General features: G+C 35.6%; 20 protein-coding genes and 1 pseudogene. 13 read left to right on the top strand and 8 right to left on the bottom strand.

What is annotated here, in order from left to right; genetic code table 11:
• Positions 1–419: 419 nt before the first annotated feature.
• Complete coding sequence (locus E2L03_RS06755; RefSeq protein WP_134258785.1) at positions 420–1,076, bottom strand: DUF4352 domain-containing protein; 657 nt, start codon at positions 1,074–1,076, stop codon at positions 420–422.
• A gap of 229 nt (positions 1,077–1,305) precedes the next feature.
• Between E2L03_RS06755 and E2L03_RS06750 the strand changes: the two genes are divergently transcribed.
• Positions 1,306–2,082: a nucleotidyltransferase domain-containing protein gene (locus E2L03_RS06750; RefSeq protein ID WP_134258784.1), complete on the top strand. Its 777-nt coding sequence runs from the start codon at positions 1,306–1,308 to the stop codon at positions 2,080–2,082.
• 280 nt (positions 2,083–2,362) lie between these two features.
• Here the strand turns inward: E2L03_RS06750 and E2L03_RS06740 are convergent, their stop codons facing one another.
• Both E2L03_RS06740 and E2L03_RS06730 read right to left on the bottom strand, forming a co-directional pair.
• On the bottom strand, positions 2,363–3,841 hold the full coding sequence (locus E2L03_RS06740) for an Lsa family ABC-F type ribosomal protection protein (protein ID WP_134258783.1): 1,479 nt from the start codon (positions 3,839–3,841) through the stop codon (positions 2,363–2,365).
• A gap of 523 nt (positions 3,842–4,364) precedes the next feature.
• Positions 4,365–5,156 carry a MerR family transcriptional regulator gene (locus E2L03_RS06730; protein ID WP_166740209.1) on the bottom strand — a complete coding sequence of 264 codons (792 nt, stop codon included), beginning with the start codon at positions 5,154–5,156 and terminating at the stop codon, positions 4,365–4,367.
• Positions 5,157–5,312: 156 nt separating this feature from the next.
• On the opposite strand from E2L03_RS06730, the gene E2L03_RS06725 reads away from it, so the two are divergent.
• From E2L03_RS06725 to E2L03_RS06715, 3 genes are all read left to right on the top strand, one after another.
• Positions 5,313–5,612 (top strand): hypothetical protein, encoded by a 300-nt coding sequence (locus E2L03_RS06725; RefSeq protein ID WP_038475917.1) that lies wholly within the window; start codon positions 5,313–5,315, stop codon positions 5,610–5,612.
• Positions 5,613–5,687: 75 nt separating this feature from the next.
• Positions 5,688–6,479 (top strand): MerR family transcriptional regulator, encoded by a 792-nt coding sequence (locus E2L03_RS06720; protein ID WP_124741100.1) that lies wholly within the window; start codon positions 5,688–5,690, stop codon positions 6,477–6,479.
• A gap of 3 nt (positions 6,480–6,482) precedes the next feature.
• Entirely contained in the window at positions 6,483–6,914 is a 432-nt protein-coding gene (locus tag E2L03_RS06715) for a hypothetical protein (RefSeq protein ID WP_134258780.1), read from the top strand.
• A 378-nt stretch (positions 6,915–7,292) separates the two neighbouring features.
• On the opposite strand, the gene E2L03_RS06710 is transcribed toward E2L03_RS06715, so the two are convergent.
• Together E2L03_RS06710 and E2L03_RS06705 are read right to left on the bottom strand one after the other, a co-directional pair.
• A complete protein-coding gene (locus E2L03_RS06710; RefSeq protein WP_124741098.1) occupies positions 7,293–8,060 on the bottom strand; it encodes an AraC family transcriptional regulator in 768 nt (255 codons plus the stop codon).
• 36 nt (positions 8,061–8,096) lie between these two features.
• On the bottom strand, positions 8,097–8,678 hold the full coding sequence (locus E2L03_RS06705) for a LysE family translocator (RefSeq protein ID WP_124741097.1): 582 nt from the start codon (positions 8,676–8,678) through the stop codon (positions 8,097–8,099).
• A 364-nt stretch (positions 8,679–9,042) separates the two neighbouring features.
• On the opposite strand from E2L03_RS06705, the gene E2L03_RS06700 reads away from it, so the two are divergent.
• A complete protein-coding gene (locus tag E2L03_RS06700) occupies positions 9,043–9,399 on the top strand; it encodes a GNAT family N-acetyltransferase (RefSeq protein WP_208394335.1) in 357 nt (118 codons plus the stop codon).
• Positions 9,400–9,581: 182 nt separating this feature from the next.
• On the opposite strand, the gene E2L03_RS06695 is transcribed toward E2L03_RS06700, so the two are convergent.
• The gene (locus E2L03_RS06695) at positions 9,582–9,923 is read right to left on the bottom strand and encodes a cupin domain-containing protein (RefSeq protein ID WP_124741095.1); all 342 of its coding nucleotides are present in this window, start codon (positions 9,921–9,923) and stop codon (positions 9,582–9,584) included.
• Between the two features lie 290 nt (positions 9,924–10,213).
• On the opposite strand from E2L03_RS06695, the gene E2L03_RS06690 reads away from it, so the two are divergent.
• The 7 genes and pseudogenes from E2L03_RS06690 to E2L03_RS06665 all read left to right on the top strand — a co-directional run bounded on the left by E2L03_RS06690 (position 10,214) and on the right by E2L03_RS06665 (position 15,826).
• A complete protein-coding gene (locus tag E2L03_RS06690) occupies positions 10,214–10,789 on the top strand; it encodes a PhzF family protein (RefSeq protein WP_166740207.1) in 576 nt (191 codons plus the stop codon).
• Positions 10,790–11,022: 233 nt separating this feature from the next.
• A pseudogene (locus E2L03_RS06685) lies at positions 11,023–11,550 on the top strand (YvcA-related protein); the annotation flags it as partial.
• 901 nt (positions 11,551–12,451) lie between these two features.
• Entirely contained in the window at positions 12,452–12,694 is a 243-nt protein-coding gene (locus tag E2L03_RS20975; protein ID WP_496196927.1) for a YvcA-related protein, read from the top strand.
• Entirely contained in the window at positions 12,690–13,118 is a 429-nt protein-coding gene (locus tag E2L03_RS06680) for a YvcA-related protein (protein ID WP_496196928.1), read from the top strand. Before E2L03_RS20975 ends, E2L03_RS06680 begins: the two co-directional genes overlap by 5 nt.
• Before the next feature lie 109 nt (positions 13,119–13,227).
• Positions 13,228–13,827 carry a YvcA-related protein gene (locus E2L03_RS06675; protein WP_134258776.1) on the top strand — a complete coding sequence of 200 codons (600 nt, stop codon included), beginning with the start codon at positions 13,228–13,230 and terminating at the stop codon, positions 13,825–13,827.
• Between the two features lie 12 nt (positions 13,828–13,839).
• The gene (locus tag E2L03_RS06670) at positions 13,840–15,456 is read left to right on the top strand and encodes a DUF6792 domain-containing protein (protein ID WP_134258775.1); all 1,617 of its coding nucleotides are present in this window, start codon (positions 13,840–13,842) and stop codon (positions 15,454–15,456) included.
• Positions 15,457–15,469: 13 nt separating this feature from the next.
• Positions 15,470–15,826 (top strand): hypothetical protein, encoded by a 357-nt coding sequence (locus E2L03_RS06665; RefSeq protein WP_134258774.1) that lies wholly within the window; start codon positions 15,470–15,472, stop codon positions 15,824–15,826.
• Between the two features lie 434 nt (positions 15,827–16,260).
• On the opposite strand, the gene E2L03_RS06660 is transcribed toward E2L03_RS06665, so the two are convergent.
• Positions 16,261–16,935: an ArsR/SmtB family transcription factor gene (locus tag E2L03_RS06660; protein WP_166740205.1), complete on the bottom strand. Its 675-nt coding sequence runs from the start codon at positions 16,933–16,935 to the stop codon at positions 16,261–16,263.
• Between the two features lie 98 nt (positions 16,936–17,033).
• Between E2L03_RS06660 and E2L03_RS06655 the strand changes: the two genes are divergently transcribed.
• Complete coding sequence (locus E2L03_RS06655) at positions 17,034–17,510, top strand: DinB family protein (protein ID WP_134258772.1); 477 nt, start codon at positions 17,034–17,036, stop codon at positions 17,508–17,510.
• Positions 17,511–18,008: 498 nt separating this feature from the next.
• On the opposite strand, the gene E2L03_RS06650 is transcribed toward E2L03_RS06655, so the two are convergent.
• Complete coding sequence (locus E2L03_RS06650; RefSeq protein ID WP_241741837.1) at positions 18,009–18,827, bottom strand: aminopeptidase; 819 nt, start codon at positions 18,825–18,827, stop codon at positions 18,009–18,011.
• Positions 18,828–19,352 lie beyond the last annotated feature (525 nt).

Genomic DNA, 19,352 nt, shown 5'->3' with positions numbered 1-19,352 from the left:
TATTTCTAGAAGAATAAGAATAATTTACTAGTACGCAAGACTTTACAACAGATCAATCATTTTGTTATTGATTACACATTCAACTCAGTCATTATATGATTTTGATAAAAAGACTTATTTATTGGGAATTGTTTATTATTTGCAAACTGAAATAATATAAGTAAATTAATAGAACCTTTAGACCTATTAACTTTATATCCTTTTATCCAATTAAGAACGCGACCTCTGTTGATGGCAATCCATTGGAAAGGGATAAATTATTAACACTAACATGTGAGCGCCTTTTTGAAGTAACCCTTCAGAATAGAATGTTTCATCGAAAAAAGACCACAAACCTAAAGTTCTTAACTACCTTCCCCATCTTTCGAGGAAACTCACGCAAAAAAAGCCCTTACATTCAAGGGCTTAATCGGAATATTTTACTTGATTAACTCATCTTCACTTAAAGTAAAGACAGCGTTATTAATTAATCCAGTCCCAGCCGTGCCAGCTTTTACACGAATGTAATTCTCATCTTCTATGTAGCTCGTATACAAAGCAGTGCCTGTAACCTCTTCTCCAGGAGCTAATTCCCCTTCAATGGCATCACCCTGATATTCTTCAGTATATTCAGCTTGATCACCGAATCCGGACCCGTCAAGGTTTGCCGTATATTCAAATAAACCAGCATTTTCTTTTGCATCAATAGGTTCGTCACCTATATTTTTGATCGTAATGGAGGCCGCAACAAACGCGTCTAAATCAGACATTTCACCGTCTACCTCATCAACTATTTCAACACTGTTCAACGTAAATTCAAATGATGAGATGTTACTGTGCATAATTGCAGTATCTCCAACCTTTAAATCCATTTGGTCTTCTCCAGCGTTTTCACCAATCGTTTCTTCCTCTTGATCATTGGTTTGAGCATTATCATTTGTGCTCTCTTGACTAGTAGTACCTTCTTCAGTAGGTTCTTCGTTCATATCTGAATCACTGCAAGCCGTAAATAAAAGTGAGCCCATAAAAATAGAGGTAGCCATTAACGTTGTTGTTTTCTTCATAAATACCAAACCTTTCAAAAAGTAATTATCCATTAGAACATAGCCTTTTTTCGATTTTTAAAACTTCATTATCGTTCAATCATCAAAGTACACCTGTCACAAGATAAATAATCTTTTCCACCAACTAACGACAGAAAAATGTCATGTTAGCTGAAGCACCACGCCACTTTTCGGATATTACGGTTTACATATGGCTTATAATAAAGTAAAACGTTGTAATAGTAAGTAGAGAATGTACTGCTAATTACAAAGGGGTAAGCGTATGAAATTGCCAACTAGAATAGGTACTGACCAAAACGGGTATATCCTGAACCCGACTCATATAAATAAATTACAGCACCATATCAAGCCTCTACTACACACCGTGCTGCAATTACTACAAAATTGTTTAGGGGAAAACGTACATAGCATTTATGTATACGGAAGTGTTGCACGAGGAGAAGCCATCCTTTTTAAATCAGATTTAGACTTAACCGTTATCTTGTATTCTCCTATTAGTTCAAACACCAAAAATAGACTTTATGCAGAAACACGCGAACTAGTAAAAAAACATAAGCAACTAACAAAAGTTGATTACGATATGGGATTGGTAAAAGAAGCCCTGCACTCCGATCACTACCATGAGTGGGGATTTTGGCTAAAACACGTCTGTTGTTGTATACATGGAGAAGACCCCTCCCTTCAATTCCCTATGATGAAACCTACTAAGCAAATCAGCTACTCGTTAAATAAAGATCTTATACCGCAAGTCAATCAGTTTATGGATACATTAAAAAGCGGGACTGTAACTTCAGCATTAGTTAAGCAAAGCATGATTAAGAAAATGATACGCGGTGCCTATTTAACAATAAATGTGGAGGATCAAAGTTGGGCAACCACCATACAAGATCAACTAAGAATTTTGGAAGCCTATTTTCCCAATGATTTCGTCATTCAAGAACTTCACTATGTATATAAAATGAAAACAGTCGATTCCTCTGCACTCCTTTCATTACTTCAAGCCTATAAGCTATGGTACGAAAAACGTCACACTTCTTAAGATAAAAGAGCTTACCTTACTAAACAAGGGAAACTCTCTTATTTAAGTGCCTTTTTAGGAAATGATGCTATAAAGCTTTATGAGAAAATGGGATTTACCATACGAACGGTTTCAATGAGTCTACCTTTATGAATACATAAAAAAGGGTGATCATCCTGATTTCACTAAAAATACAGATGGTTCAACAGGGAATAAAATAAAAGCAGTTAACCTATAAACGACTAACAGAGAAGGAAGAAAGGAGGGGTTCTTTTCTTCCCCTCCTGTGCTGACTTTTCACTTACATGGTGATAACTTTTGTCGCAATGGACTGCTGAAAAGACTTATCATGTTCAACAAACAACATTGTAGGACAAAATTCCTCTAGTAACGCTTCAATTTGCATTCGTGAATAGATGTCAATAAAGTTCAATGGTTCATCCCAAATGTATAGATGTGCTTTTTCACATAAACTTTTAGCGATTAACAGTTTCTTTTTTTGTCCACCTGAATAGTTACTGATCTCCTTCTCAAACTGACCCCGTTCAAAATCCATTTTCCGTAAAATCGATTTGAATAAGGTTTCATCAAGACGATGCTTTTCAATAAAGTCAGAAAGCATTCCCTTTAAACCAGAAGTGTCTTGCTGAACGTATGAAATCCGTAAGTTAGACCCTTTTGTTACAGTTCCTTTATACTGTATGGCTTCACCTAAAATCAGCTTTAACACACTACTTTTTCCACTTCCATTCTTTCCATCCAGTAAAATACGATCCCCTTGTTGAATCGTAAAACTAATCGGTTCATTTACAACTTGGTGGTCATATAGAACCGACACATCTGTTACTTGAATGACGTCTTTATTCTTGTATGCTAATGGCTCTAACTTTAAAGAATCGACTGTTTCAATGTTTTTTAAGAGCTTCGACTTTTCGTTAATGGCTTTTTGCTGCCTCGCCTCTATATTCTTTGCTCGTTTCATCATCTTAGCTGCCTTGTGTCCAACAAAGCCTTTATCTAATTTAGAGCCAGCGTTCGTCGTTCCATTTTTTGAAGCCTCTACTTGGTTAGACCATCCAGCAGATCGTTTGGAGGATTGTTTTAATCTCCCTATATCTTTTTGCAATCTGTCGTTAGTGGCCTGTTCATGTTCCTGTTGTCGATCGAAATTTAATTTCCAAGAAGAGTAGTTCCCACTTTGCACCTCGATATCAGATCGATTTATAGATAAGATATGGTCCACGCAACCATCTAAAAAATGCCGATCATGAGAGATCAATATGAACCCTTTTTTCTTCTTCAAGTAAGTCGAAACAAGTTTACGGGCTTCTGTGTCTAAATGATTTGTCGGTTCGTCAATTAGTAAAAATTGACCCTCATTCAAAAAAAGTGCCGCAAGTAATACCTTTGTTTGTTCCCCATTCGATAGCGTTTCAAATGGTCGATACATTACTTCTGCATCAACACCTAAATACGCTATTTCGCGAAGGAATTCCCAATCCTCTGCTTGGGGACAGATTTCCTCTAAAACGACGTGTGTCCATTTACTTTTATCTTGTACTTCATAAGGAAAATAGTTAAACTCAACGGACGCATCAATTCTCCCACTGTATTCAAACTTACCCTGCAATAAGTGGAAGAACGTTGTTTTCCCCCTACCGTTTCTCCCGATAAATCCAAGCTTCCAATCTGTATTAATTTGAAAGCTGACATTGTCAAAGATCGGATCAAAATGACTTGGATAAGAAAACGTTACATTTTGTACGTGTATAACTGACATATTTATCATCCCTTTTACTTACATTTTTTACTTCCGACACTCAAAGTGCGCATGCCTTAAAAAGGAGATAGCCAAACCTTATCATTTATTTCCCACATAAAAAGACACCGATCCAATCATCGGTGTCTTACCTTACAACTCCATTTACCTATGACTGACCCAACCTGCGTGAGCAAAAATTGAGTCGTGAAAGGAAAATGTAGTTGGTTTAGAAATGAAGCGCCGATAACTGTTTTGTAAGAAATATGATGTAAAAAAAGGCAGACTTCTCCCGTTTACCGCTATACCTTTTCCAATTTTTACATTAATTCCATATAAAATCCTAAAAACAGTTAACATTGCTTTCACCTCCACTTCACGACTATTCAGTAGTACGAAACATAACATGTTACATCGGTCATGTAAAGGTACTTTTTTTAATGCACTTTACAGGGTACGAATTATGTATTGCCATCGTCAATCATTGAACCCAATAGAACGATCAAAAAAGCATACCTAACGAAAAGATATGCTTCTCATTCAACTAAAGAGATCCGTTCTTATCATCTTTCTGATTACCGGGCACGTTACTGAGGATCAGTTCATGAATAACCTTTTCTATAAACCGTTCCTCCTCCTTGTTAAACGCACTTGGAAATAAATAGGGATTAGATTTAAATAAAGAACCTTCTCCCTTCTTGAGTTCCTCACTTGTCTCTTTGTTTAAAAGTGGCTCAACTTCTGGCTTTAAAGTTGATAACAAGGCTTTAGTGTGTGCTAAAACGTCAGGATCACTAGGCTCTTTACCTGCGTGAATAAATTGTTTCATTTTGCTAGCCCAGACTGTCATTTCTTTACCCAACTCAAGTTCCGCTGTATGAGAGTGGAGCCTATTATACACTGAATCAGACTCATGTTCACTTAACCAGCGTTGTCGTACCTCTTCATTTTTCAAGGCATGAATAAGGACAAGCAATAATTCTTGATCGACAGAATCTGCCCCAGAAACGGTTTCTTGCACACGAGTCATGGTTTGTATAACCGTATCAATCTGCTTTTGTTTTTCTAACAGCATTTTTTTCTGTTCGACCATTGTCTGTGCTAAATCTTGTTCTGGACTTTCCACATACGCCAAAATTTCTCCTAGTGATAAATCTAAAAACTTTAACACCAGTATTTTCTGCAGCTGGATAATGGAACGGTTGTTATAAACGCGATGCCCATATTCCGTCAATTCAGCAGGTTTCAATATCCCTGTTTGATCATAGTGTCGCAGCGTTCGCTCAGTCATTCCCGTCAGTTTTGCAAATTCCCCAATCGAGTATTTTCTTTCCATTGTCACTACCTTCACTCCCTTTCTATTTAAACTCTAACACCTGACGTTACGTCAATAGCAAGTATTCATTTGAGACCATTTTAGCTGGATAAAACCGTTTATTTTCATTCAATTAATGCTATTCTAGACATACTATCCTGAGGGAGGTTCTATTGTATGAAATCAAAAACTATTTTTACTCTAGAAAACCTAACGTATACCGCATTCATCATTGGTATAGCTTGTATGTGTTTCACTTTTGTAGCGCCTACAAGAATCGTCATGATTGGCACGTACGGTGACTACATTGTCTTTGCCCTTACTGCCATTGGTGTTACGCTTTCACTCATTTCCCTTATTAAGTCTGATAAAAAACTCATCCCAATCGTTTCCCTCATTCTTTCTCTATCCTTTCCCATTTTTATTGCACTTTGGATCATTTTATTGTTCACTGGAACGATTGATTTTGCACCTTAAAGCTTGAATGAAAAAAACATTATTGACCCTCCCCTTAAGGTCATTGTTTATAATCACAGTATGGAGGATGGCAACATGATAAAAATTGGACAATTAGCTAAAAGAATGGGTGTCAGTAAGAAAACACTCTATCATTACGAAGATGTAGGTATCTTAAAGCCTTCTTTAATAAAAGATAATGGGTATAGATATTATGATGAAAAAGCCATTTCGCAATTACAAAGAATTTTGTTATTAAAATCAATTGGGTATACGTTAGAGCAAATAAAGAGCCTTTTCGATTCTGACAGTCAGGCTACAGAAAATCAAACGTGGATTCATTCTTTATCAGAGCAAGTTACATTGATTGAAGCCGAAAAAGAGAGATTAAGCCGATTACAATACTATTTAAATGCAACGATACACGTTATTAAATTAAAAGGACATCTGGAACCACAAGAAATGCTTGACGTTATAGAAGATTTAAATAGAAGAACTTTGGTTAATGGGGTTATCCCAGCTCAATTTGATGAAGCATTAGCTATTACAGAAGAACAAAAGGGGATCCTTGATAGACTACCTGTTATCGGTAGTGACGATCCTAGACTAGAGGACCTACTCTCTAGTTTCAACGATGTTCGAACCATTTTGCACAAAGACCCGAGATCGAATGAGGTCCAACAAATAGCTCACTCTCTTTATACACAATCACTAGAATTGTTTGAAGGCGATGAGGAACTTATGAATTTTTATTGGGAACTATTAGACCCTTCTAGCGATAATGAACTGGTACTTGGGATGAATACAGAAGTAACCGCTTATATGGATAAAATGTTTCACTACTATGAAAAGACAAGACTCAAAAATAAAGAACGAAAGGAGACATAATGAATGAAGTCTAAGCTTCTTTCCTTTTTACTAATAAGTGTAAGTATTACTCTTGCTTCATGTAAAGTAGCTGAACAGGAGGAGGATAGTAGCCAACCGATTGAAAATGAGGGATTAATCATAGAAGTGCTCATTGAAAGTGACGCTTCGTATGCCTCTGAATTGGAGGTAGACATTAATAGTCGAAATGACCCTCAAACCGTTACCGAAGCATCTATCGAGATTCCTTATTCAAAAACGTTTGTCATCTCCACTGACACAGCATTTCCAATCAGTTCAACCACCGTTAAAGCTACCGCTGGAGAAGATGGCGATTGGATATCCTGTAAAATTTTATACGATGGAAAAGAAGTGGCTACTCACCATAGCGAAGGAACATCAGCAACAGCTGCTTGTGAGAACAAGTTCATTGATAATATATTGTCCTATCAGTAAAAGGACTTCGCTCCTTTGAAGACTCTTCTCAATGAAAACGAATTTTAAAAGGAGAATTCAATGATAATAAATTTAATCAAAACCACTAAATTAGTTTATCTCACTGTATCCATTGAAGATTCAAGGAGGTGCTTATCATCTTTAATTTCGGTACGATGATGTTGCAAGTTATTGCTTTTGTGGGACTTGGTTTTGGCTTCTACTTTCTTTTTCTCAGCATTAAAGCTTTACGAAAATACTTAAAAACGTAGCATAGTTATGATGAGTATCAAACCCTCATACTTTTTTATTACCAAACACATTCCTCTTCAAGTGATCCTACAGGTGTTTTATCACGCTGTTGCTATACAAAAAACCCAGACCGTGTAGTTGTCTAGGTTACACCAGTTGTTTAATGTAATTTGTAGCAGTCGAGCCATAAATACGTTTAAATTGACGATTGAGGTGGGTTAAGTCAGCAAAATCAAATTCCATAACAGCCAGATAAGGATCTCGTTCTTGTTCCATAAACCTCCTAGCGCAATTCACTTTATGATTCAGATAATACTGATATGGTGTTATTCCAGCGTGAAGATTAAAGAAACGAATAAATTGAAACTTATTCATTCCGTATTTATTCGAAAGCGCTTCTATATAAAAATGCTTAACGTTTTGTTTAATATCTTGTTTCATTTTCTCAATAAGACTATCACGTTTTACCAGTTTAGTAGAATTAAATGAAAGAGCGTTTGCTAGTTTAAAAAGCAAATCATCACATACTAACTCATCGGCTTCTTCAAATACTGCGTCTGACAGATTCAAAACATGCTGCTGGATGATACGGTTATAAATAACTGGTTTATTAAATTGAATGTACTCTTTTCTCTCCATTGCTTCTAAAAGTAGACTCGGTTCGAGATAAAGCATAATGTAATCAAGACCTTGTTCATCGTGAGCTGAGCCATCGTGTATTTGTTCTGGATTAAAAAACATAATGCCATTCTCGTGTGAGAGCTGTAAACTTCCTTCAAGATGATAATGTTGTATCCCTTTTCTTGTGACGCCGAGGGCATATTCAGCGTGAGCATGCTTCTTATAGGAAAAATCAGTGATTTTTGCTGAAAGTGCTTTTAATCTATTTCTTTTCTTATACGAAAACTGATTCATTTACTCACCTCTAATCAAGCGTAATTGAAGAACACGTTAAAACCATATCATCCCAGTAGCATAGAGTAAAAATGTCGCCATAACGATATTTGCTTGTTTATTATACTTTCTCAAAAACTCCTTAAAAACGGCTCCAAAAAGAACCCATAGTGTAAAAGAGGTAAAACAAATTGAACTCACAGCTAGAACAGTCATGCTAAGAGGAAAAAAACCGTTGTAGTATGGTAACACAAAACTAGGAAACAAAGTTAATGTGAATATTACCGGTTTTGGATTTAATAATTGTATAAATAACCCACGTTTGAATGAACCTTTACCATTTGATGACTCTTTGCTTTTTGAAACATCCATTTTATAAATTTGATAGGTTACATACAACAAATACCCTGTACCAATAATTTTTATATAAAAAATAATAGTTGGGATGATTTGTACAAAATAAGCGTTTAGCATAGCTGAACAAGAAAGTAATAAGAAAAAACCTACTAATGATCCGTAAGTAAATTTCATTGCAGCTTTAATTCCATCATTTTGCACTGTTGAGAGTATACATACATTTGTAGTTCCTGGTGTTACAGTAACTATAAAACAATACATGATAAAAGAGAAAACACTCATCTTCCACTACACTCCTTGTTAATAACTACTTAAAAAATATAACAAAGAGTGATGATTCTATAGTACATTATTGAACATTTCTCCTTAAACTCACAGAGAAAAGAATGCTGCATCCATGAGCGATAGAGAAAAGTGAAGTCCTTGCTAAACCTCCCCTTTACCATCTCGCGTTTGTTATAATTACGTCAATTGATTAGATGACCATGGAAAGGGTTTAAATAATTTTTTGGGGGTAACTTACTTGATTAACTTTAAACAGTTAGATTGGAGTAATTTTGAAGAATGCCTTAACTTAGAGGTCAGTGATGAACAAAAACAGTTCGTTGCTAATAATACGTATAGTCTTGCTCAATCTTAAGTCGCTTTGTTAAACGATAAATTACCAGCTATGACATATGCAATCTATGATGATGTGACAATGATTGGATTTATTATGATGTACCATGATACTGCCGAAGAAAATGAGTATGGGGATGAAGATTGTTACGGAATTCTAAGATTTATGATTGATAAAAGATACCAAGGTAAAGGGCTAGGTAAAAAAGCATTCCAAAAAGCTTTAGATTACATTAAGACTTACTTACAGGGCGAGGCTCAAGCCATATATATTTCATACGACCCTGCAAACACAGTAGCCAGTCAGTTATATTCACAATATGGATTTAAAGGGACAGGTGAAACTGACGAAGATGAGGACATAGTAGTTAAATTAGGTATCTAATCATTAATTTATTCCTTATCGTTATGACAGAGACCATTCAGGAAAATCAATACTTTAAGCTTCTCAAGACATTGTTTTAATAGTCATTTTCATATTTAAAAAGACTGGTAGTTCGTTCTCCTTCAGTATAATCTGGAAGGTCTTTCAAGAAGAGCACTTAGTTAATAGAAGTGCTCTGCATTCTACTTTTCCTTTATAAAAGTTGTTATGGTTTCAGTTTTCTCAAAACACAGATTAACCGTTCTACACTTAGAAAGTGTTCTATGCGTAACTCCAGCGGGTACAGTATAAAAATCATTGGGTTGCAACACTATAGGCTTTGATAGGTCTTCTACTTCAATAATTAGCTCCCCCTCCAGTACTAAGAAGCTTTCTTCAGAATCCGGATGAAAATGCCATTCATATGTTCCTTCAAATACAGCAACTCGAACACAGTGATCGTTTACTTTTGATAATATAAAGTTTTCGTATCGCTTTTCAATCTTGTCTGTAAGATTTTTAATATTTATAATTTCTGATTTCATATCAAGCACCTCCTAATTATTTTCAGTACTTTTTTCGATGTAAACAAGCAGCCAAAAAAGATACGCCATAAGGCATAGATTGAAAAAGAATATATGTACCAGAAAAATGATTCATAATTGATAATCAAACTTAAAGTTATTCTGGAAATAATTATAACATTAGGAACATTTGAATATAAAGTTTTCAAGGTAGATAAAGTAAAATTCAAAAATTGTAGAGAGCCACTCAGTATTTGCTATGGTAGCTCTACAGTTAACGTACCATTTTTTATCAATTCCCTATTGAGATTTTGACTGACTCTGGATTAGTTACTATAGATTGTGACCAGGATGACGTATATTGGATCAAACAAAAGCAACCATCATTTTCTTCAATACTTGAAGGTGCTATCATTGCAGATTTACTTTCAATTGATGCATGCGAAATTGATGAAAGATACCCGATACAAGTCGTTTCTACTGGCTTACCAGTAATTATTGTGCCTATAAAAAAACTAAGTGCCCTAAAGAAAGTCAAAATTGACCATGGAATATACTACGAATTAATTGAAGAGCTAGAAGCAAAAGGGATTTGCGTATTCAGCACAGAGACCTATTCTAAGAGAGCAGATATTAATGTTAGAGACTTTGCCCCGTACTATGGGATCGATGAAGATGCCACTACTGGGAGTTCTAATGGAAGTATCCTTGCTTATTTAAAGCGATATAAAGTATTTCAATCTAAGAATTTAAATCTGATTTCAGAACAAGGCTATGAAATTAAAAGACCTTCTACACTGTATTTACGCTCGATAGATAAGGATATGTATGTCGGAGGAAAAATAAAAAAAGTGCCCAAAGGAGAATGGTTTTTAAATAACACGTAACCTATTATTTATCTTCCCCTATAGTATTCGTTGAATAACTATATAAGACTTAACAATAAAAATTTTTATATAGGACGTTAACGAAGCAGTTTCAATTTATTCTTAATAAAAAATAGTATAAGAAAAGCAATAATAAGGATTGTTAGTGATACAAGCCTCGAACGATAACTAGACCATAAGTCAAATGATATCGCTTTAAGTGACCGGTTTACAAGTAGCGCTTCTTACAAGAAGATATCAAAACAGATGAAGGATTCCACTTCTTTGAATCACAAAACGGGCACTATTCTATGTGGTATCCAGAGGGTTTTTATCTTCAAGATGAGTCTTCTTCTTATTTAAGTAAAGAGCATTACGAAAAACTTAATTTTTTTGAAAACGAATCAGATGCAAATGGGATTGAGAGGCACTTTCAAATCAGATATATAGGAGAAAGAACCTCAGGCGCAGCACAAACCCATTTAAATCTCCTTCTTGATGATTCTTCTTATGAAGGAGAGCATACTGAACTAACTAACGATACCAACCAAATCTTCTATGGCTCGTCATATAAAAAAGTGGAGGGAACAGACGTTGTCACTTTATCTCCATCTGAACACGAAGCTAATCGTTACTTTGCATTGGTGGTTAATCATGATGAGACTAGATTAATATCTATTACTTATCGCTTAAACTGTCTTGAACAAGCGACTTGTAAAATTGATACAAAAAAAGAAGAAAGTTTTTTTGAAACATTTATTAATAACATTGAATTCCGTTAATGGTTAATGGGTGAAAAATGAAATCCATACTAGAACTACGCAAAGTTGCAATAGAATGGGGAGCATTGCAAAGCGAGATCAAAACATTGAAAACCTACAAAAAAGAGTAGCTGAACTCGAGAAAAAATAAAGCTTTTTTTAAGGCTTTTTTCTTTTGGTCTTATTGACCTTCTAACTCTTACCAGGTGGATAAGCAGTCGTAGATTTGATCATACCTTTGTGCAGGAGGTGATTTAAAAATGTCCACAAAACGAAAAGCACTCATCATTTTTGCAGTAGGCTTATCCATTGGCATCTTAGGTTATCAGTTATTTATGAACGTGCTTTTGCCGAAGATGATGTAGCTATGCAGGCGCTGTAAGTAGTCATTCGCTTATTTGATTTGGAACCTTTGCTCGTTTTTAACGTAAATACTGTTAAAAGTGAGGTGGTATGAATGTCTGATTTCAAATGTAACGAATGCGGTAGTACGAAAGAAAAAACAGGAAAACTCTCTGGTTACGCCAGAATCACTCGGTTTCTAGCTAGTTCCAACCTTATCGCCACATTCTGTGGTAATTGCGGACATGTAGATTCATTTAAAGTAGAGAAGCCAAGAAGGTTTTAGATCCTTTTTGCCATTAAAACATGCGGTGCTCTTATATTGACTCAATAATTATAAAAATCCCAATTCCACTCCATTTTCCACTCATTAATTATGGTCTAATTCCAAATTTTCCTATATAATTGAAGACTAACACTAACTCTTCTTCTAAGTTGAAGAGAGATGGAAAATTTGAGCGATATTGAAACCGATAACGAATTTTGTTTATTTGTATCACGAAAGTGACTTTTGTATATTGAATACTAACACTTTACCTAATTTCGTAACAAAGAATTAATCACAAGGGTTGATAAAGCAATGAAGAAGGCATTTATTATATCCGCTTTAGCACTCCTCATCATTTTAGGAGGGATATTTTTGGTTAGAGGTATAGGGCAACAAGGCGATATAGCATTAAAAGACAATTTCACAAGCAGCTTCATCCAAGAGGACATCGATACAGGTGAAGGCTTTCATTTTTTTAGGTCTGGAAACGGACAGTATACATTATCGTTTCCAAAAAACTTTTATCTAGAAAAAGAACCCCCCCCTTTACATTAGTAAGGACAACCATGAGTTGATGAATTTTTTTGAATCCAGCTATACTGATAGTGGATTGGAAAGATCCTTCCAAATAAGGTATCAAGGCATGAGTGATCAAGAATCATCTGATATCACACTAAAAAGATTATTAGATGATTTTGCTTTTGAAAGAAACTATGAAGAATTGATCACAGAAAATACAAATATATTTTTCGGTCCTTCCAATATTACAATGGATGGAAAAGAAGCTGTTATCTCTAATCCAGATGAAAGTCATGCTAATCGATACTTTGCCCTTGTACAAAATAAAGAGGGCACACAGTTCTTGTCCGTTATATTTCGCATTAACTGTATAGATGAATCTAGAGGAAGTTGCGAAATAAATGATTCAGAAGAAAGAAGTTTTTTTGAAACATTTATTAAACACATCTCATTTAATTAGACTGTACGTTATTCTAGAATTATTACAGATTATAAAGGTGGGAGTCATTTTGAAAAAAGTCATCGTTATCTCCGCCGTAGCGCTTTTACTTGTAGTAGGAGGAATACTTATGACACGAGCAATGAATCAACCAAATGATATCGCTTTAAGTGACCGCTTTACAAGTAGCTTCTTACAAGAAGATATCAAAACAGATGAAGGATTTCATTTCTTTGAATCACAAAACGGGCACTATTCCATGTGGTATCCAGAAAACTTTTATCTTGAAAGTGAACCCACCTCGTATATAACAAAAGACCACTATGAGCTATTGAACTTTTATGAAGACGGCGCAGATTCGAACGGCATTGAACGCCACATACAAATGAGATATTCTGGGAAACTAAATCCTCAATTAATAGATACTGATTTAAATTTGCTTCTTGATGAATTTGCTTTCAACGACGAATATACTGAAATAAATTACGACTCAAATAAAATCTATTACGGTTCATCTCATAAAGAATTGGATGGTACAAAAGTTATTACATCTTCCCCATCTGAATATGAAGCAAACCAACATTTTGCGTTAGTCGTAAATAAAGAAGAAACAAAATCTGTGACCGTCTCTTACCGATTAAATTGCATCGGTCAAACGACATGTGAAATAGTAGCTGAAAAAGAGAAAACTTTCTTCGAGACACTTATTAATCAGATTAAATTCCGTTAGAAGGTGAAGAAGATGGAGTTTACACTAGAACTACGAAATGACTTGACAAGGTTACAATATGAAAATGGAGAAATATTCTCTAAAGATACCGTACAAGAATTGCTTTTTAAACATGAGATTACCGACATCAATCCAGAGGACATAAGCATTTATAATAGTAATAGCAAAGATTTCTTTGGTGAACAAGGCAGTCCTTCTGGTTTTGACGGCGCCGCTATTCATGTTTATAACAAAGAAGATAAAATCAATGAAATCTACTACATAGCTCGTGGAACTGAGCTTAGTCAGACAGAAGACATTATTTATAATGCAATTGGCGTAACTGCCGGTGCCTCTAATGACCAAATTTTAGATGCAACGAGATTCTATGAACATGTCGAAAAAAAAATATCGGAAAAGCTTCCAAATGAAGAAAGATCTACGTTAGAACGGTTTGGAGATGGACACTCTCTGGGGGGACATATCATTGTAAGCCTGGCTCTAATCAACAAAGAATTCAGTAATGTTAGAGGATTAAATGATGCACCAGTTAACCTGAAACAAATGGCAAATATTGATGCGGATTTTAACAGATTTCTAATTTCTCAAGCTGAAACATCTAATATCGAAAAATTACCAGATGATCAACTAGAACTTCACGCCCGTGAGTTTTACGCCGACGAGGCTCAGAACATCACACATGTTCGCGTCAAAGGAGAACCGCTCTACCCTCAACTAATTCCTAATACATTTTACGCAGGAAACAAGATTCAATATGTGGGAGATATGAATACACCAGAATTCCCAAACCTTTTTGAGGCTGATAGTGGAAATCGAGGGATTTTCCACAACCTGTTCATGCCTGGCAAACCCATCTTTGACAAGTTTGTCTATAATCAATCTTTAAACGCCGCAATGAATTTTCTTGGATACGTTGGCAAAAATAATTCGGTAGGCGACGTTCATAACAAGCTTGTCGAATCAAAAAGTCAAGCAGTTGGTATTTATAATGGCTTACCTCCAAATCAACGAATCCAGTTAGGTATCGGTACAGGTGCGGCCATGGTCGTCGGTGGCTTCGGAGTACTTTCCAATAGTGCATTCGTTAACAAGGCTTGGGACATTTATTCGGCTAGAGAGCAATTCGATTTGCACAGCATTTCTACTCTTATTGAACAGTACAAGACGGGTGAAATAACTACTTATCATCTTGAACCAGGAACAAGTACACATATTCTTGTTAACCAAGATATCTTGTATAGTGCCCTTCTTTCGTTAGAAACGGCTTTAGAGGAAAAGCGCGAAGCTGTGCAGGAGCTTCTTTCTTATCGTGAATGGGAAGTACCAGAACTTGCTTTTGAATACCGTGAAAAATTGAACGGCTTCATGAGCAACAAAGAAGCCAATTGGGCAGCTTTCCTCAGTGAAGCTGGGCATAGTTATAGCAAAAATGCACTCTATAAACCAACTGGTGTAACGTTTAGGCGTGAATTTGACCCTTTAAGTCATCAAGTAAATGAAAACTTAGATCATATGATTGAACTATATCAACAAGATAGTAGAGAACTTGAAAGCATAATAGAATCCTATAAAGCAACAATAGATGTGTTATTTGATACTGATGTTGCATTAGCTGCAAGAATTCGATAAGGAGGTATACATGATGCTCGACTGGCTAAATCCTAATGTAGGTACACATACATTCTCTTTTGATGAATCCAGTTTTGAAGAAAACGTCCATACTAAACTTAGCCGTATTCGAGATAAGATGGATACCACTTCAGCTCGATTAAAACATACGGAAACCATACTTTCAGACCAAGATGGCGAATTTGTTAAAAGTTTGCTAGAGCGTCTAAATGATTTAGTAACTGCAAGTGAAGTGAAGAATGTAAGTATAAACACAGCAAGCCTGTTGCATTCAGCAACTTTTACAGACAACATTGCCGATTACCATAAGCAAAAATATGATATTCACACAGAGTTGGATCAAGAGGCATTAAAGCTTACCTTGAAATAACAATCGATTCGTATACAAGCTTCTTGAGCTTGTATCTTTTTTTAGTTGCTGAATGAAGCAATCTCCTTTTACACCACGAATGTCAGCTCATTTTTAGATGAAATTAGAGACTTCTCGAAATTTTCAAGAGGGATAATGATATATAGTAATTAACAAATGGATCGATATACTGGAAAAATGACATGTAGAAAAACAATTATTAACTATACCTACTGGCGTCATCTGATCGATATAAAAACCGCATGTTATTAATAATTGTTAGCATAATTTTAAGATAAACAACTCAATTAAGTTATTAGAGATTTAATAGACTATTTCGATTCCCCATAATTATATTTGAGTATTGCCGTCAGTTTAAAAATTGTAATTAGCATTACCGAGATACGCCCTTTTTTCTATTTTTTAGCACTATAGTAGCTGTTTCCATTTAACGCCTAGTTTTTCTTGAAGTTTTTTTCTCCAATAGCAGTAACCAGAATTTGACGTTCTGGTAATTTTTTGATCCACTTTTCATCCATTAAATGTCTCATTATTGCGCTTCCCAAAGATCCTGCTATATGGTATTTTCTTTCACTCCAATCTAGGCATTTCTTTGCCAAAAATCTATTCAGTTTCTGAAGCTCCTCAATATCAATATTCCACTCCCTAAAGAATTCGACTCCCTTATCAGTAATAATAAATTCCTTCTCGTTCGGTCTATCCAATAAATAACCCCCATTTATTAAGCCTTCAGTAAGTTGTACACCCACTAATCCAGCAAGGTGATCATAACAGCTTCTAGCCACTCGTAATCGTTGTTTCGCCTGATGACTTTTTAAAGAGTTTACCTTTGGTATAGGTGCTAGCACACTTAAAGATTCAATGATCTCGGCCACTTCTATGCTAGCAATTCTATAATATTTATGCCTTCCATGTCTCTCAACAGTTAATAATCCTCCATCTATAAGCTTACTTAAGTGGCTGCTAGCTGTTTGCAACGTTATTCCTGCTTTAACGGCTAAATCAGAAGCTGGCAACCCATCTACTTCCATAAGACTTTGTAGAATAGTGGCACGCGAAGGATCAGCAATCAATTTAGCGCTATATGAAATGTCAGGAACGTACTTCATTACCTTCACTCCCCTAAATATTTTTATCATAGTTCGATTATAGTCTAACTATTTAAATGTTAACATCATTATAGTAAATGAACGATAGGAGGACGATTATGAGTAGACAAGATATGATACTATTTAATTTTCATGAGATTAGAAGAAGAAGCATAATGGTTTGGAATGCTATTCCAAATCAGAAGCTTAGTTGGAGACCAGATGAGGATGCACTATCCTGTTCTGAAATGATTAGACATATACTCGAAAGTGAATTTCTATATCATAAGATGTTGATTTTAGGAGGTTCTAGAGGAATTGATGATGTAAGTAATCCTTTTGATAACAAAGAGTTTATTTCCGTAAAAGATGAATTAACTTTCACCGAACCTTTTAGAAAAGATTTTTTAAAATATATTGGCACGCTTCCTAAACAGGATTTAGATGCACAGAAGATCGTTCGCGATGATGTGGGTTACACTCGCACGCTAGGAGATATGGTATTAAGAATTGCTTACCACGAATCCGTCCATACAGGCCAATTGTTGGACTATATGAGAAGAATGGAAATAGATAGACCAAATATTTGGGATTAACTTTTTTTATGTAGGGATGAGTTAATTCTCTTCCAAGCTTTCCTTGGAGGAAAGTTTTTTTGTGCTACTGTTTTGTAAAGCAGGTGTCTTTAGACTTAAATAGAACAACATAACTAAGTGGAAAAATTAGAAATAGTTGTGCAATCTTATTAGACAATTTCAAAACGTGCACCTACAAACACATAACGTTTAATGGAAGTAGATTAACTATTGATGAGGTTTATAGTATGTCTGTACAACATGAGGGGATACATCAAGGGCAATTTTCCATCGCACTCAAGACAAAAGGAATTCAATTGCCTGAAACATGGGTAACCGACTGGCATCTATAAGTTAATCAGTAAATGTGTAAAGTTTGATCGAATAGGAAAAGATTGTATTTTTTGATCGTATAAGAACTTAGCATTCTCTGAAAAACCTAGTATGTCAGAAACTACTAAGAATGGGCACCACTATTTTATACCTTACCATTCCTGTAGCTGGGGTTTTGAGCAAGCTTCACTTTTCCGTAAAGCCCATTAGTATAAGAATAATGGTGTTCTTCCCCCCTGTTTGATCTGGTTTAGTTGCTACTAACGTGCCCTTCACTTTACTTTTATGGGGAGCGGAAAATATTTCTTCCGTGGGAATGTTCGGGAAGAACTGTACTCCCTTTTTATCTAAAACACCCCCACCTATATAGAGATGTTTTTTAGGCATACCGACTAATAAATCTGTTCCTCGGCTATTCGTAAAATGCAAGGCTTCAAACTGGCTATCATTTAAAAATTTCTTCCGAGCTTCGAAGGCTCTGTCATGGATTTTCCAGTCATCTATAGGATTTTCTCCATCTGCTCGAGCACCTTTTAATATTAATTGCCATAATGATTTCATAGCCTCCTCTTTACTTAAATAGGGAAATACTTGAGATGCCCAGCTAAAACATGGGACAGCTAGAATACACCAACGTACCTCGTGGGATCTAACCTTTGCGTAATGAGCCTTTAACTTGGTGCGAGATGTCGTTTGGAAGCGATCCACTCGTTTTGGAGAGATCCCGCTAAACAAATTTATATTTTCAGAAATAATATGGATATAAGCAGCACCCGCCTTGTCCCATTCCTCAGAGCGGGCAGACTGCCAATTGGGAAAGTAATCAATGGCATCTTCTGCTGCATGTAAATAGAATTCTTTGGTAGACTGTTCATCTGTCCAATCAATAATTACATTTGAAGCACCCGCACCATATGCTGCTTTTTGTATTAAACGTGCAAACGTAACATTTTCTATGTCACTATGAATAATTACTAGTTGATTTTTTTGCACATTTACACCCATTCTTACAGCAAGATTGCATATTTTTTCAACTGTTCTTCACAAACAAACTCATATATCCCTTGCATCATTGCACACTCAGCTCCTAGCTCGTATATATAATGATTATTTAGTCATATTCTCATTATACCAACTAAAATGAAGTCAAGAATAAACAGTAGAATAGGTAATCTGCTTCCGATTAATTTTCTAGAAACCTAACGGTGGATCCGCCACACATCGGCAACTATGATGATTGCCAAAAACGTTCATACAAAAACAATTTCAGCACGCTTGAGACACTCAGCTGTGAAAGTAACATTAAACAGATATGGACATGCTTTCGAAGCTGCAGATAAAGCAGCTACAGAGGATACCTTCGGTGGATTATTTTAGCGAAAAAGAGGGTAGTAAAATTAATTCGACACTCATTCTCCACCTTTTCACTTTTTTAAGACATAAAAAATACACCATCCATTCGCCGGAAGGTGCTTCACATCAACGTTTTTTAACTAAGCTTCCAAGCGGACTTGAACCGCTGACCCCCAC

Source organism: Shouchella oshimensis (genome assembly GCF_004375095.1).
In the GTDB taxonomy this organism is placed as follows: Bacteria; Bacillota; Bacilli; order Bacillales; family Bacillaceae_D; genus Shouchella; species Shouchella oshimensis.
The sequence above is the reverse complement of the archived record's forward strand: the minus strand, read 5'-3'. Positions and strand labels throughout refer to the sequence as shown.